Genomic DNA, 14217 nt, shown 5'->3' on the forward strand with positions numbered 1-14217 from the left:
GAGGTGAGCTCATGAATATTCTCTCTGTCCGAAAATCTGATAAAGAACTTCTTTCCCGCGAACTGCATGAATTGCTGGAATCGATCAGTACGAAAAGGAAAATGAAAAAACACACGTATTTGTTTCAAGAAGGAATGGATGCAAAAGAGCTTTATCTGATTCAATCAGGACTCATTGAAATCGGCAAGCTGACGTCTGACGGAAAAGATCTGACGCTTAGAATCTGCCAAAAAAACGATATTGTCGGGGAATTGACGCTATTCACAGATGAGCCGAGATATATGCTCAGTGCGAAAGTGTTAGAGGATGGCGAGGTGCTCGTCATTAATAAAAACAAGCTGGAAAAGGAATTGATCCAAAACGGTGTTTTGACGTTTGAATTTATGAAATGGATGAGCACCCATCTTCGAAAAATCCAGTCCAAGATCAGGGACCTGCTTCTTCACGGCAAAAAGGGGGCGCTCTATTCCACCCTTATCCGCTTATCAAACAGCTACGGGGTGGAACGAAGCGACGGGATTCTGATTAACATTGTGCTGACAAATCAGGATTTGGCTAAGTTTTGCGCGGCGGCAAGGGAGAGCGTCAACCGCATGCTGGGAGACCTCCGCAAACAAGGGGTTATTTCGATAGACGAAACCGGAAAAATTATTTTGCACAAGCGGGACTATTTACGATGCGAGATCGAGTGTGAAAATTGTCCGCTGGAGATCTGCAATATTGACTGAAAAAAACAAGGACAGCGGTGTCCTTGTTTTTTTTACCTTGTGATAAACAGGCACATGACGGCAAGAAAGAAGCCGGCATTTACGATTTCCAGAATGCCGATCGTTTTCACCGGCCAGTCTCTTCCGTGAAAAAACCAGGCCCGCAGACTGCTTGGGATAAAAGCGAGAAACGCCCAGCCTGCCCCGAGAAGAGCCGATAAAAAGGGGAGCAAGAGGTGATATCCCCACGACCAGTATGCAAAGGTTCTGTTTTTTCTCTCCCGTATGACCGATTTCACGTAAAAAGAACTCCCGACAAAAAATAAAGCGGATTGCAAGAATAGAAACCAAGCCCAGCCGTCAAGGGTTCCCGTTCCCAGCCAGCAGCTCGCAAGCCCGCCTGAACAAAAGAACAGAACACCTGCAATATCATTCGTGAGCGCCCGCTCGTTTTTTCGGCGGGCATAATGCGTATGTATGAGAAACAGCGGCAATAAAAAAACGCCGATCCAGACGAGCTGCGGCTTATGAAAGACAGAAATGATCAAAAAGCAGCAGGCCGGAAAACCGTAATACCATATCCACTTTTGATAGGGCTGAAGCTGTTTCTTTTTCAAAGCGAGCGAAACGGGATAAACCGTCAAGTAAAGGAACAGCCAGCCCAAAAAGAGCGGAATATGCCAGAAAACCGGGCCTCCCTTGACCATGCCGAGTAAAAATGGAATCAGCAGCATCGCCCATGCGCCGTGCTGCTTCGGAATCATCGCCTTCATCGAAACCCTCCTCTTTATTTCATTATAAGTGCAAACACTCTCCTGATAAGTGACTTTTATCATACAAGCTGTGAAATACGTCACTGCCGCGCGAGCTCAATCGGGCTACACTAAAGCTATCCTTAGCACAGGAGGCTTTCCTATGAATCAGTGTGACTATTTATTATTTCTGAAACAACTTCCTATGTTTAATGAAGTGCCTCTGTCCATTGTCGAAACCTTGCTGAAAAACGGGACGTTTATCCGCGGCTCATCTGACCAATCTCCATCCTTTCTTCATTCACAATCCGTTTATATTGTATTAAAAGGAAATATCTGTTTTACGGACAGCAGACTCCCTGAAGGGTCGCAAACCGTTGCGCTGTGGGAAAAAGGCGATGTGTTTCCGATTGATGAAAAAGGCGGGCTCTCTTTATCGCCTTTTATCTCAGTCAATGCCTCACCGGATATTCTGGTACTCCATATTCCATATTCCGTATTTAAGCAAATGATGTCTTACCATCCGCGGCTGCAAATGAACTTTTTGGCGATGCTTCAGCAAAATGTCTTCTGTTCCTATCAGTTGTTTTTGCGGTATCTGCATACATCACGGGATGAAAACGCCGAACCCGGTTCTTAAACAGAACCGGTTTTTTTTGATGACGCCGGGCGTCCCCATATCGTTTGAAAATCCTTCCTGCTGCTCTGTGTGAACGTTTTGTGAAAAAAGCAGAGTGTGTGACATAGTTCACAAGGTGATGCGCCGTCTCTGTTTATAGTGTACATAGCATCACCTGACTCGGAAGGAGTGAACGATCATGAAGAAAAAGAAAATGAGTCCGTTGCTCAGGAGATTAAACTATTTTTCTCCTATCGAACATCATTCAAATAACCATAGCCAAACGACAAGCGAAGATCGTGATTGGGAGAATGTATACAGAAACAGATGGCAGTACGACAAAGTCGTTCGCTCCACCCACGGCGTCAACTGCACAGGTTCTTGCAGCTGGAATATTTATGTGAAAAACGGAATTGTCACGTGGGAAGGACAAAACTTGAATTATCCATCAACAGGCCCGGATATGCCTGATTTCGAACCGAGAGGCTGTCCGCGGGGGGCCAGTTTTTCTTGGTACATCTACAGCCCGCTCCGTGTGAAATATCCATATGTACGCGGTGTGCTGATCAATTTGTGGCGGGAAGCATTGCAGGCGCATCAAAATCCGCTGGATGCCTGGAAATCGATCGTTGAAAACCCCGAAAAAGCGAAGTCTTATAAACAGGCAAGAGGGAAAGGCGGGTTTGTCCGCGCGGAATGGCCGGAGGTGCTGAAGCTGATTTCAGCCTCTCTGCTGTATACAGTGATGAAATACGGGCCTGACCGAAACGTCGGTTTTTCTCCGATTCCGGCCATGTCCATGATCAGCCACGCATCAGGTTCGCGATTCATGTCGTTAATCGGCGGCCCAATGCTCAGTTTTTATGACTGGTATGCGGATCTTCCGCCGGCGTCCCCGCAAATTTGGGGCGACCAGACGGACGTTCCGGAGAGCAGTGATTGGTACAATTCAGGCTATATCATCACATGGGGCTCCAACGTTCCGTTAACGAGAACGCCTGATGCGCATTTTCTGGCGGAAGCCCGCTATAAAGGCGCCAAGGTTATTTCGATCAGTCCCGATTTTGCGGAATCCTCAAAGTTTGCGGATGACTGGCTGAGTATCCGCCAGGGGACTGACGGGGCGCTTGCGATGGCGATGGGTCACGTCATTTTGCAGGAATTTTACGTGAACCAAGAAACTGAACGTTTTATTGAGTACGCGAAGCAATACACCGATTTTCCATTCTTCGTCACTCTGTCAAAAGAGAACGGCGTGTATACAGCCGGGCGGTTTCTGCATGCGAAAGACATCGGGCGGCAGACAAAGCATGATCAATGGAAGCCTGCGGTCTGGAATGAACAGACAAACGAATTTGCCATACCGCAAGGAACAATGGGCTCCCGCTGGGACGGGCAGCAGAAATGGAATCTGCACATGATCGACGAAGACACCGGGGAACAGATTAAGCCCCGTCTCTCCGTGCTCGGAATAGAGGACGAAATCGGCATGGTGCGCATTCCGTATTTTTCAAATGACGGAAACAAAGTGCTTGAGCGGAATCTTCCTATTAAAAAATTGGATCTGAATGGTGAGGAGACGTACGTCACGACCGTGTTTGACTTGATATTGGCCAACTACGGCGTGAACCGGGGCATCGGCGGACAATCAGCCGCATCTTATGATGATCCCCGTCCGTTCACACCTGCCTGGCAGGAACAGATCACGGGAATTAAAAGAGAAGCCGTTATACAGATTGCCAGGGAGTTTGCCCAAAATGCGATCGATACAGACGGCCGGTCCATGATTATCGTAGGGGCCGGCATTAACCATTGGTTCAACTCCGACACGATTTACCGCGCGGTGTTAAATCTTGTTTTACTCGTAGGCGCCCAAGGCGTAAACGGCGGAGGCTGGGCCCATTACGTGGGGCAGGAAAAGCTCCGTCCCGCTGAAGGGTGGCAGACGATTGCAACCGCAAAGGACTGGGAAGGCGTGCCTAAGCTGCAAAATGGCACCTCGTTTTTCTACTTTGCGACAGACCAGTGGCGTTATGAAGACCAGCCAATCAGTGACTTGGCTTCACCGATCGCTTCTTCATCCCGCTACAAGCATCACGCCGATTACAATGTGCTGGCGGCGCGATTAGGGTGGCTTCCGTCTTACCCGACATTCAATCAAAACGGCATTGATCTGTACAAAGAAGCTGAGAAGGCGGGGGCGGCGACACCTGAAGACGTAGGTGCGTACGTGGCCTCACGGCTTCAAGAGAAAAAGCTGAAATTCGCGATTGAAGACCCTGACAATGAAGTGAATTTCCCAAGGAATCTCTTCGTATGGCGGGCAAATCTGATCTCAAGCTCAGGAAAAGGGCATGAATACTTTCTTAAGCATCTGCTGGGGACGACGAACGGTTTGATGAATGACGACAGCGACAGCATCCGCCCTGAAGAAATCAAATGGCGGGAGCAGGCGCCGGAAGGAAAGCTCGACTTGTTAATCAATCTTGATTTTCGAATGGCGGGTACGGCGCTGTATTCCGATATCGTGCTGCCGGCGGCGACATGGTATGAAAAACACGATCTCAGCAGCACGGATATGCATCCGTTTATTCATCCATTTGCTCCGGCCATCTCGGCGCCGTGGGAATCGAAGTCAGACTGGGATATTTTCAAGGCGCTGTCAAAAGCCGTTTCCGATCTGGCGGAAGAAGTCGATATGGAGCCGGTGAAAGAGGTAGTCGCCACGCCGCTCCTCCACGACACGATGCAGGAATTGGCCCAGCCGTTCGGCAAAATCAATGACTGGAGCAAGGGTGAATGTGAAGCCATTCCGGGAAAAACGATGCCGAACATCCATGTCGTTGAACGGGATTACAAACACATTTTTCATAAAATGACCGCGCTTGGCCCTCATACGGCTTTAAAACCGAGCGGGACAAAAGGGATGAGCTGGTCGATTGCGGATGAATATGAATCACTCAAACAGAGACTGGGAGAAACCGATTCAAACAGCGTTGCCAAAGGATGCCCGAATATAAGTGAAGCGAAGCAGGCGGCGGAAGCGATTTTAACCCTGTCGTCCACCTCCAATGGAAAAGTCGCCGTGAAAGCATGGGAATCACTTGAAAACATCACAAACCTGAAGCTGAAAGACCTGGCGGAAGAGCGCGAGGAAGAATGCTTTACGTTCGAGCAAATTACAGCCCAGCCGAAAACGGTCATCACCTCTCCGGCCTTTACCGGCTCAGAAAAAGGAGGGCGCAGGTATTCGCCGTTTACGACGAATGTGGAAAAATTAATTCCGTGGCGGACGCTGACAGGCAGACAATCCTATTATGTCGATCATGAACTGATGATGGAATTCGGTGAAACGATGGCGACATTTAAACCGATCCTCCAGCACCGTCCGTTCCTAAGCAAGCGGCCTGATCAAGAGGGCAAAGAGATCGTTCTTAATTATTTGACGCCGCATAATAAATGGTCCGTCCACAGCATGTATTTTGATTCTCTGCCGATGCTGACGCTGTTCCGCGGCGGGCCGACCGTGTGGATGAATAAAGATGATGCTGCGGATACGGATATCAAAGACAACGATTGGATTGAATGCTTCAACCGAAACGGTGTTGTCGTCGCGAGAGCGGTTTTGTCTCATCGGATTCCTAAAGGAATGGCGTTTATGCACCATGCCCAGGACCGTCACATCAACGTGCCCGGCACAAAACTGACGAATAACCGCGGAGGCACCCATAACAGCCCGACAAGGATCCACGTCAAGCCGACCCAGATGATCGGGGGCTATGCCCAGCTCAGTTACGGCTTTAACTATTACGGTCCGACGGGGAATCAGCGCGATCTGAATGTCGTCATCCGCAAGCTGAAGGAGGTCGATTGGCTTGAAGATTAAAGCGCAAATCGGGATGGTCATGAACTTGGATAAATGCATCGGCTGCCACACGTGCAGCGTCACCTGCAAAAACACGTGGACAAACCGTTCCGGTGCGGAATATATGTACTTCAATAATGTAGAAACAAAGCCTGGCATCGGCTACCCGAAGCAATGGGAGGACCAGGACAAATATAAAGGCGGCTGGACGTTGAAAAAAGGAAAGCTTGAACTGAAATCAGGCTCGAAAACAAACCGGCTTGCAGGCCTTTTCTATAACCCGAACCAGCCGACGATTGATGACTACTATGAACCTTGGAACTATGATTATGAAACGTTAACAAACAGCCCGCAGAAAAAACACCAGCCGGTGGCACGGCCGAAATCGTCCTTGACGGGGGATTTCATGAATATCGAATGGGGCCCGAACTGGGAAGATGATCTCGCGGGCGGGCATATTACGGGTCTTGAAGATCCAAACGTGCAAAAGATGGAGGAATCGATCAAAACAGAATTCGATGAGGTTTTTATGATGTATCTGCCGCGTATTTGCGAACACTGCATCAATCCGGCGTGCGTGTCCTCCTGCCCGTCCGGCGCCATGTACAAACGCGATGAAGACGGCATCGTTCTCGTTGATCAAAACGCATGCCGTTCATGGAGGTATTGCGTGTCATCCTGTCCTTATAAAAAAGTCTATTTTAACTGGCAAACGAACAAAGCGGAAAAATGCACACTCTGCTTCCCGCGATTGGAGGCGGGGCTGCCGACTATCTGCTCTGAAACGTGTGTGGGCAGAATCCGCTATCTCGGCGTCATGCTGTATGACGCGGACAAAGTGGAGGAAGCGGCATCGGTTGAAAATGAAAAAGATCTCTACCATTCCCAACTGGACGTTTTTCTTGATCCGAATGATCCTGAGATTGCCAAACTGGCAAAAGAACAAGGCATCCCGGCTGAATGGATAGAGGCTGCGCAGCGATCGCCGATCTATAAAATGATCATTGACTGGAAGATTGCGCTTCCGCTTCACCCTGAGTACCGTACACTGCCGATGGTTTGGTACATTCCGCCGCTCAGCCCGATTATGAATCTCTTTGAAGGAAAAGGCAGCCGGCAAACGGCGGAAGCGATTTTTCCGGCTATCGACCAAATGAGAATTCCGATTGACTATTTGGCGCAGTTATTAACGGCGGGGGATACGGATCATATTCGGTCCACGTTAAAGAAAATGTCTGTCATGCGCCAGTATATGAGGGCGGTGCAGACGAATAAATCCATCGACCCGGCATTGGTCTCCAGTGTCGGCTTAACAGAACAGCAAATTGAAGACATGTACCGGCTGCTGGCAATCGCCAAATATGATGACCGCTTTGTGATCCCGAGCAGTCATCGTGAAGAAGTGTCTGATTTATACGCTGAACAAGGGAGCTGCGGCTTATCATTTTCAGGCGGCCCGGGCTCTTGTTTCTAATTTTTCATAAATGAGGTGTAATAACATGAACACCACAGACCGGCAAATGACGTTCTCCGCTCTTTCCGTTCTTCTCTCATATCCGGATGAAGAGTGGAGAGCCGGGCTTCCCGATTGGAAGGCTCTTATCCATGACATCACCAATCAGCAAATCCGGGAGAAATTGCTGCACTTTTTAGAGGCGGCAGCCGGCTTTTCTCCGCAAGCGCTGATTGAACACTATGTGTATACGTTCGATTTCGGAAAAAAAACGAATATGTACGTCACCTACTTTAACTCAGGCGAGCAGAGGGAACGCGGCATCGAATTGCTGCATTTAAAAAACACCTACCAGCAATCCGGTTTCCTGCCGACAGATAAAGAACTGCCAGATTACCTGCCGCTGATGCTGGAATTCGCCGCGGTTGCGGAGATTGAAGCGGCGAGAAGCGTGTTTGAGAAATACCTGTCCAATGTGAGGGAGCTGGCTTCCCGCCTCGAAAAAAATGACAGCATCTATGCTGAGCTGCTGCACGTGCTGCAGGCCGCGCTGGAAAACATCGGTGTGCGTGAAAGCATTGAAGAAGGGGCTGTTCAGGCATGAGCGGGCAGATCCTGTGGGGCGTTATGCCATACATTGTATTGACGATCTTTATCAGCGGGCATATTTACCGCTATCAGCATGACCAATTCGGCTGGACGGCGAAATCAAGCGAGCTGTTAGAAAAGAAAAAACTCGCCGCTGGCAGCACACTTTTTCACTGGGGCTTACTATGCGTTGTCGGCGGACATGTCATGGGAATTTTGATCCCTGAAGGCGTGTATGCTTCTCTTGGCATTTCCGAGCATATGTATCACAAAATGGCGATTGGCGCAGGCCTGCCGGCGGGGATCGCGGCATGTACCGGACTTGTCATCCTGACGTACAGAAGGCTGTTTGACAAAAGAATCCGCAAATCCAGCTCGCCATCGGATATCCTGACGCTCATCCTGCTGCTTTTTATGATGCTGTCGGGCGTTGCGGCCACGTTCCTCAACATTGACTCGAAAGGATTTGATTACAGGGCAACAGTCGGGCCGTGGTTCAGGGAAATCGTTTTGTTCCGGCCTGCCGCTTCTTTGATGGAAAGTGTCCCGCTATGGTTTAAGTTTCATATCATCATAGGGTACGTCGTTTTTATCCTCTGGCCGTTTACAAGATTGGTTCACGTGTTCAGCCTGCCGCTCAAGTATTTGACCCGCAGCTATGTTGTCTATCGGAAACGCACGTAAAAATCCCCCCTGCAAGAGGGGGATTTTTTATGGTGAAAAAATAAAAACATAAGATATTTTCTGCCAAGGTAATGGCTGGGCGACGGGGATTCCTGTTATGTTTTATTTAGAAATAACATCAACGAAAGGAGAGTGAAGAATGAAGCGGATTTTCCTCATTTTAGCCGCCTGTCTGATGACAAGCGCCGGCGTCCTGACACTCAGACATTCTCATGTATTAACCGGCGGCACAGCGGGACTGTCACTAAGCCTGTCATACGTGTTTCATTCCTCGTTTGCGATTATCTTCTTTCTGATTAATATCCCGTTTTATATATTTTCTCTCATCAGAATGGGAATCAAATTCACTCTATCCACCGTTTTTGCAGTCACAGTGCTGACTCTGTTTACAGGCGCGGATCACTGGCTGCCGCCGGTCTCTGTTTCACCGTTTGCCGGGGCGATTTGCGGCGGGGCGCTGATCGGGTTGGGCTTGTCGCTCATGTTTTATCATCAGGCATCGCTCGGCGGCGCCAATATCCTCGCTTTATTTCTGCAAAAGCGCTGCGGATGGAATCCGGGTGCCGTTAATTTTCTCTTCGATTTTGGCGTCGTGCTGGCCGGCATTTTCTCCGTCGGATTGCTGAAAGGGCTCTTCTCCTTAGTGTCGATAGCGGTCACCGGTCTGATCATCGGCATCTTCAAAAATAAAATCAAAGGCAGCTGCTCGCTCAATCCGGCATTGCTTCAGAACATCACACCCGGCCAATCACAGGAAGCTTCATCATAAGCCTTTCCGCTCGTGCGGAGAGGCTTTTTCATATGTTTACAAGCCGGAAAACAGAGGGTATACAGAGATATCGGATCAGATGGGAGAGAGTCGGGATGCTGAAAAGGAGACTGGAATTTTGCTTTTTATATATGATGCTTATCGGAGCATATGTTATATGGTTTTTTCCGGTTTCCAGGCTTGAGTTTTACGGAGGGGTGCTTTGCTATGCAAGCATTATTTTGTTCAGCATCTATTCGTTAATTCTTGAAAACCGCACCTCGCAGCACACGCTGTTATGGATTCATATTCTTGTGTTTTTTCCGATCGCCGGGTACTTATTTTACCTTTTTTCCGGCCAGCTTTATGAAAAAGGCAAGCTGTTCAGGTCGAAACGGACATACAACCGGGAAAAGCTGAGAACGATATTTGATATGGAACAGACTCCCGATCTGACCGGGCTGAAAGGAAATCAGAAGCGTTTCTTTCAATATTCAATCAAGGCGTCCCATATGAATATCAATACAAAAAGCAGGCTGAAGGTGCTCAAAAACGGGGACGAAACATTTCCTGAGCTGTTTGAGGCGCTCCGGGAGGCCGCGTCATTTATACATATTGAGTATTACATGTTCAAATCAGACATGCTTGGGCACAAGATGATGGACATTATGATGGAAAAGGCGCGTCAAGGCGTGGAAGTGCGGTTTTTGTTCGACGCGGCCGGCAGCCTGAAGCTGGCCGGAAAAGATATTAAAAAACTGAAACGCGCGGGGGTGAACATCGTCCCGTTTCTGCCGCTGAAATACGGTTTTTTCAACCAAAAATTCAATTTCAGAAATCACCGCAAGATCGTCATCGTTGACGGGAAAGTCGGTTTTGTCGGCGGGCTGAATGTCGGCAAGGAGTATATCGGCAAAGACCAAGATGTCGGCTTTTGGCGGGACACCCATATGAAAGTCGAAGGAGAAATCGTTCAGACGCTCCACAGCATTTTTATGCTTGATTGGGAATACGTTTCGGATGAGGTGCTGATTGATCAGAAAGCATACACCCGCCCGGTTGCGGCAGAAAGCGGCGGCGTCTATCAGGTCGTTCCGACGGGCCCCGATATGAAGGAGCGGATGAGCGATCTGTATTACGCCATGATAGCGGCGGCCGAATCGTCTGTATGGATCGCGACGCCTTATTTCGTGCCGAATGAGCCGATCCGCACAGCGCTAAAGGAGGCTGCTGCCAGAGGCGTCCGGGTGCGTGTCATGGTGCCGGAAACCAATGACGGGTTTTTAACCCAGTACGCGACGAGATCGTATTTCCCCGAGCTTCTTCGCGAAGGAATCGAAGTCTATTCTTATCAAAAAGGCTTTATGCATCAAAAGGTGCTCATCACTGACGGAAACCTCGCCTCTGTCGGGACGGCGAATATGGACATGAGAAGTTTTCAGCTGAACTTTGAAGTCAATGTCTTTTTTACAGATCAAGAGGCGATCGAAGATCTTGAAGCGCATTATCTGGAGGATATGAAGGAGTCTGAAAAAATCAGCCCCGTCCGTTTCTATAAGCGCACATTATGGGAAAGAACGAAGGAATCCTTCGCACGGTTATTTTCCGGCGTTTTATAAAAAACGCTTTTAAAACTCCTTGTGTATAGTATAATTGAGAAATATTATCATTAAGAACGAGGCACAAGGAGGACGGAATCGTGCTGCGACAATTTTTTTCTTATTATAAACCGTACAAAAAGCTGTTTTTTCTCGACTTCTTTTCTGCCATCGCCGGCGGATTGATGGAGCTGAGTTTTCCTCTGATTGTCAATTACTTTATCGATACATTGCTCCCGGGGCGGGATTGGAGTCTGATTATTTTGACTTCAGCGGCTTTATTCGGGGTCTACGCCCTCAGCTCGGCGCTTCAGTATGTTGTGACGTATTGGGGCCATATGCTCGGCATTAACATTGAAACCGATATGCGGAAAAAGCTTTTCGACCATCTGCAAAAGCTTTCGTTCAAATTTTACGATAACAACAAAACGGGCAGTTTAATGTCCAAGCTCACCAATGATTTGATGTATATCGGAGAAACCGCCCACCACGGGCCTGAAGACCTGTTTATCGCGATTATGACGATTTTGGGCGCGTTCGGTGTGATGCTGTTTATTAACTGGCAGCTTGCGCTGTTGACTTTTATCATTATGCCGGTCGTCATTTGGCTTGCTTTGTATTTTAATAAAAAAATGACCTCTGCGTTTACAAAACTGAACAAAGACGTCGGGGACTTCAGCGCGAGGGTTGAAAACAATATTGGCGGCATCCGTCTTGTTCAGGCTTTCAGCAATGAAGCGTTTGAAACGCAGCGGTTTGACGTGAACAATCAGCGTTTCCGCAAAACAAAGCTGACGTCATATAAAATCATGGCGAAAAACGGCTCGATCAGTTACATGCTGACAAGATTCGTCACGCTGTTCGTCCTGTTGTGCGGGACATGGTTCGTGATCCGCGGATCGCTATCTTACGGGGAATTCGTTGCTTTTGTGCTGCTGACGAACGTTCTGTTCCGTCCGATTGATAAAATCAACGCGATTATTGAGATGTATCCGAGAGGCATTGCCGGTTTTAAAAGCTTTATAGAAATACTGGAAACGGAGCCTGATATCAAGGACGCCCCGAACGCGAGACATGTGTCCGGTTTAAAAGGGAATATCCGTTATGATCGTGTGTCATTCGGTTACGAAGAAAACAGTCCGGTTCTGTCGGGAATAAATTTGTCCATTCATGCCGGGGAGACAGTCGCATTCGTCGGGCCTTCGGGAGCAGGAAAATCAACGCTGACAAGTCTGCTGCCGCGCTTTTATGAGCCGTCTGAAGGCGTGATTTCCATCGACGGAATCGATATTAAGGACATGACGCTGTCATCTCTGCGCGGACAAATCGGCGTCGTCCAGCAGGATGTCTTTCTGTTTTCCGGCACATTGCGGGAAAACATTGCTTACGGGCGGCTGGACGCGTCTGAGGAAGAAATCTGGCAGGCCGTCCGCCGGGCGCATTTAGAGGATTTGGTAAACGGGTATCCCGACGGTTTAAACACGGTGATCGGCGAGCGCGGCGTGAAGCTGTCAGGCGGGCAGAAGCAGCGGCTTTCCATCGCCAGAATGTTTTTGAAAAACCCGTCGATCTTAATTTTAGACGAGGCTACATCAGCCCTCGATACAGAAACGGAAGCCGCCATTCAAAAATCGCTGCAAGAGCTGTCTGAAGGACGCACAACGCTTGTGATCGCCCATCGGCTGGCTACGATTAAGGATGCGGACCGGATCGTCGTCGTCACGAAAGAAGGCATTGCTGAACAAGGTCATCATAAGGAACTGCTGGCATCCGGCGGCATGTACCAGAGACTCCATCAGGCCCAATTCGGCGAGCTGATACATCAATAAAAGAAAGAGGATAGACAAAAGGGGCCGGGCAGCCTCCTGTCTATCCTTTTTTATGTAGTCCGTATTTAATGGGCTTCTTTTTGCGCAGGTTCGATGATATGTTTGAAACGGTCAACAAGCTGCACCGCTTTCTTTCCTTCCACTACAATTAAATATTCTTGTTCTTTATGGGCCATTCTGAACGTTTCCAGCTCAATGATATCTTTGATTTTGCACATCGTTTTTTTAGAGTAGATATACAGCTCGTGGCCTCCCGTGTGGCAAAGCTGATAAAGCTGAAGCATGTTTCGTAAAGTGAACTTCTTAGCGGCTATTTTCAAAGATGTAATGTTTTTCATATGTTTTCTCCTCCGTCTGATGGTCTGTTATTTCGGAAATTCCCCATATAAACGGGTGATAAACCTGGTTATGCCTTCCACTTCAGCACTCCGCCCGCCAGGCGTTTGACTCCGCGGATGGCGCTTAATTCTTCGACGAGCCGGAGCAGCGCCCGGTCTTTCTCTTTCGCCTCAATCATAAAGTCGATGTCCGTATCCCATTGTCTGAACCGCTCCAGCACCGGCAGAATAAAATTCGCATCCACATAGTCCGCATGACTGCGTACGGCTGATTCCGATTTTGGCGAGGAGAGATGGACCTTCGGCTTTAAGCCGATCCGCTGCCATGTTTTGATCATCCGCGGAAGAATGTCATCTAAATCAGCGTCATCGGTCGGATTGGCGTAAAAATGGTGATAATCAAACACAAACGGAATGCCTTCTTGTTCACATACACTGAGTGTTTCCTCGGACGTATATGTTTTATCATCGTTTTCTAAAGTCATCCGCTGTTTGATGACATCGGGAAGTTCTTTCAGATTCACGCGGAAACGGCAAAGGGCGCTTTGTTTGTCACCGTAAGCGCCTCCGACATGGATGTTGATGACGGAACGGTCCGCGATGCCCATTGCGTCCAGCATGTCATAATGATAGGCCATATCCTTGACCGCATTGGCGGTGATCTCCTGTTTCGGGCTTGTAAAAAGCGTGAATTGGTTCGGATGAAAGCTCGTTCTTAGGTCATATTTTCTGACCAGCTCGCCGATCTCACGGAACTCCTGGCGAAACGGCGTGACAAAATCCCACAGCACATCCGGATGGGTGGCCAGCGGCACAATCGAGCTTGAGAACCTGTACAGCGGGATGCCGTGGCTGATCACATAGTGGATGGTGCGCAGCGTATTGGTGAGATTGGCTTTCGTCACAGAAAGCAGGGCCTCTTTCCGCTCACTGCGGGAAAGCTTGGTATAGCGCGCATATGTTAAGGTTTTTGCGGGTGACACGTCCCAAAGGCACATGGCGTTTGCGACGAATCCGAATCTGAACAGCATATGGT

Annotated in this window: 12 protein-coding genes; 9 read left to right on the plus strand and 3 right to left on the minus strand. The window is 48.7% G+C overall.

The features are described 5' to 3' along the window. Window positions 1-11: 11 nt before the first annotated feature. Complete coding sequence (locus tag OTK50_RS14670; protein ID WP_007407631.1) at window positions 12-728, plus strand: Crp/Fnr family transcriptional regulator; 717 nt, start codon at window positions 12-14, stop codon at window positions 726-728. Window positions 729-760: 32 nt separating this feature from the next. On the opposite strand, the gene OTK50_RS14675 is transcribed toward OTK50_RS14670, so the two are convergent. Next, on the minus strand, window positions 761-1480 hold the full coding sequence (locus OTK50_RS14675) for a YwiC-like family protein (protein WP_022553930.1): 720 nt from the start codon (window positions 1478-1480) through the stop codon (window positions 761-763). 142 nt (window positions 1481-1622) lie between these two features. On the opposite strand from OTK50_RS14675, the gene OTK50_RS14680 reads away from it, so the two are divergent. From OTK50_RS14680 to OTK50_RS14715, 8 genes are all read left to right on the plus strand, one after another. Next, on the plus strand, window positions 1623-2099 hold the full coding sequence (locus OTK50_RS14680; protein ID WP_038460203.1) for a Crp/Fnr family transcriptional regulator: 477 nt from the start codon (window positions 1623-1625) through the stop codon (window positions 2097-2099). A gap of 178 nt (window positions 2100-2277) precedes the next feature. After that, window positions 2278-5964, plus strand: a complete 3687-nt coding sequence (locus tag OTK50_RS14685; protein WP_224223885.1) for a nitrate reductase subunit alpha — start codon at window positions 2278-2280, stop codon at window positions 5962-5964. After that, a complete protein-coding gene (gene narH / locus OTK50_RS14690) occupies window positions 5954-7417 on the plus strand; it encodes a nitrate reductase subunit beta (RefSeq protein ID WP_224223884.1) in 1464 nt (487 codons plus the stop codon). The genes OTK50_RS14685 and narH overlap by 11 nt, the downstream gene beginning before the upstream one ends. A gap of 25 nt (window positions 7418-7442) precedes the next feature. Next, window positions 7443-8000 (plus strand): nitrate reductase molybdenum cofactor assembly chaperone, encoded by a 558-nt coding sequence (gene narJ / locus OTK50_RS14695; RefSeq protein ID WP_088461803.1) that lies wholly within the window; start codon window positions 7443-7445, stop codon window positions 7998-8000. Further along, complete coding sequence (gene narI, locus OTK50_RS14700) at window positions 7997-8668, plus strand: respiratory nitrate reductase subunit gamma (RefSeq protein ID WP_088461802.1); 672 nt, start codon at window positions 7997-7999, stop codon at window positions 8666-8668. The genes narJ and narI overlap by 4 nt, the downstream gene beginning before the upstream one ends. 139 nt (window positions 8669-8807) lie before the next feature. Beyond that, window positions 8808-9437 carry a YitT family protein gene (locus OTK50_RS14705; RefSeq protein WP_088461801.1) on the plus strand — a complete coding sequence of 210 codons (630 nt, stop codon included), beginning with the start codon at window positions 8808-8810 and terminating at the stop codon, window positions 9435-9437. 95 nt (window positions 9438-9532) lie between these two features. Then, a complete protein-coding gene (gene cls, locus OTK50_RS14710) occupies window positions 9533-11035 on the plus strand; it encodes a cardiolipin synthase (RefSeq protein WP_088461800.1) in 1503 nt (500 codons plus the stop codon). Window positions 11036-11115: 80 nt separating this feature from the next. Next, window positions 11116-12843 (plus strand): ABC transporter ATP-binding protein, encoded by a 1728-nt coding sequence (locus OTK50_RS14715; RefSeq protein WP_088461799.1) that lies wholly within the window; start codon window positions 11116-11118, stop codon window positions 12841-12843. A 65-nt stretch (window positions 12844-12908) separates the two neighbouring features. Here the strand turns inward: OTK50_RS14715 and OTK50_RS14720 are convergent, their stop codons facing one another. Together OTK50_RS14720 and uvsE are read right to left on the minus strand one after the other, a co-directional pair. Further along, window positions 12909-13181, minus strand: a complete 273-nt coding sequence (locus OTK50_RS14720; protein WP_003151087.1) for a hypothetical protein — start codon at window positions 13179-13181, stop codon at window positions 12909-12911. A 68-nt stretch (window positions 13182-13249) separates the two neighbouring features. Beyond that, window positions 13250-14212: a UV DNA damage repair endonuclease UvsE gene (uvsE, locus tag OTK50_RS14725; RefSeq protein WP_088461798.1), complete on the minus strand. Its 963-nt coding sequence runs from the start codon at window positions 14210-14212 to the stop codon at window positions 13250-13252. Window positions 14213-14217: the final 5 nt, after the last annotated feature.

Origin of the sequence: Bacillus sp. NEAU-CP5, from assembly GCF_026420705.1 — a bacterium.
Taxonomy (GTDB): Bacteria; Bacillota; Bacilli; order Bacillales; family Bacillaceae; genus Bacillus; species Bacillus velezensis.

What these genes read in the sequence shown, in the direction of transcription:
- OTK50_RS14705 (WP_088461801.1), top strand. Translation starts at nt 8,808, where the DNA reads ATGAAGCGGATTTTCCTCATTTTAGCCGCCTGTCTGATGACAAGCGCC.
- OTK50_RS14685 (WP_224223885.1), top strand. Translation starts at nt 2,278, where the DNA reads ATGAAGAAAAAGAAAATGAGTCCGTTGCTCAGGAGATTAAACTATTTT.
- narJ (WP_088461803.1), top strand. Translation starts at nt 7,443, where the DNA reads ATGAACACCACAGACCGGCAAATGACGTTCTCCGCTCTTTCCGTTCTT.
- cls (WP_088461800.1), top strand. Translation starts at nt 9,533, where the DNA reads ATGCTGAAAAGGAGACTGGAATTTTGCTTTTTATATATGATGCTTATC.
- OTK50_RS14680 (WP_038460203.1), top strand. Translation starts at nt 1,623, where the DNA reads ATGAATCAGTGTGACTATTTATTATTTCTGAAACAACTTCCTATGTTT.
- narI (WP_088461802.1), top strand. Translation starts at nt 7,997, where the DNA reads ATGAGCGGGCAGATCCTGTGGGGCGTTATGCCATACATTGTATTGACG.
- OTK50_RS14720 (WP_003151087.1), bottom strand. Translation starts at nt 13,181, where the DNA reads ATGAAAAACATTACATCTTTGAAAATAGCCGCTAAGAAGTTCACTTTA.
- OTK50_RS14670 (WP_007407631.1), top strand. Translation starts at nt 12, where the DNA reads ATGAATATTCTCTCTGTCCGAAAATCTGATAAAGAACTTCTTTCCCGC.
- uvsE (WP_088461798.1), bottom strand. Translation starts at nt 14,212, where the DNA reads ATGCTGTTCAGATTCGGATTCGTCGCAAACGCCATGTGCCTTTGGGAC.
- OTK50_RS14675 (WP_022553930.1), bottom strand. Translation starts at nt 1,480, where the DNA reads ATGAAGGCGATGATTCCGAAGCAGCACGGCGCATGGGCGATGCTGCTG.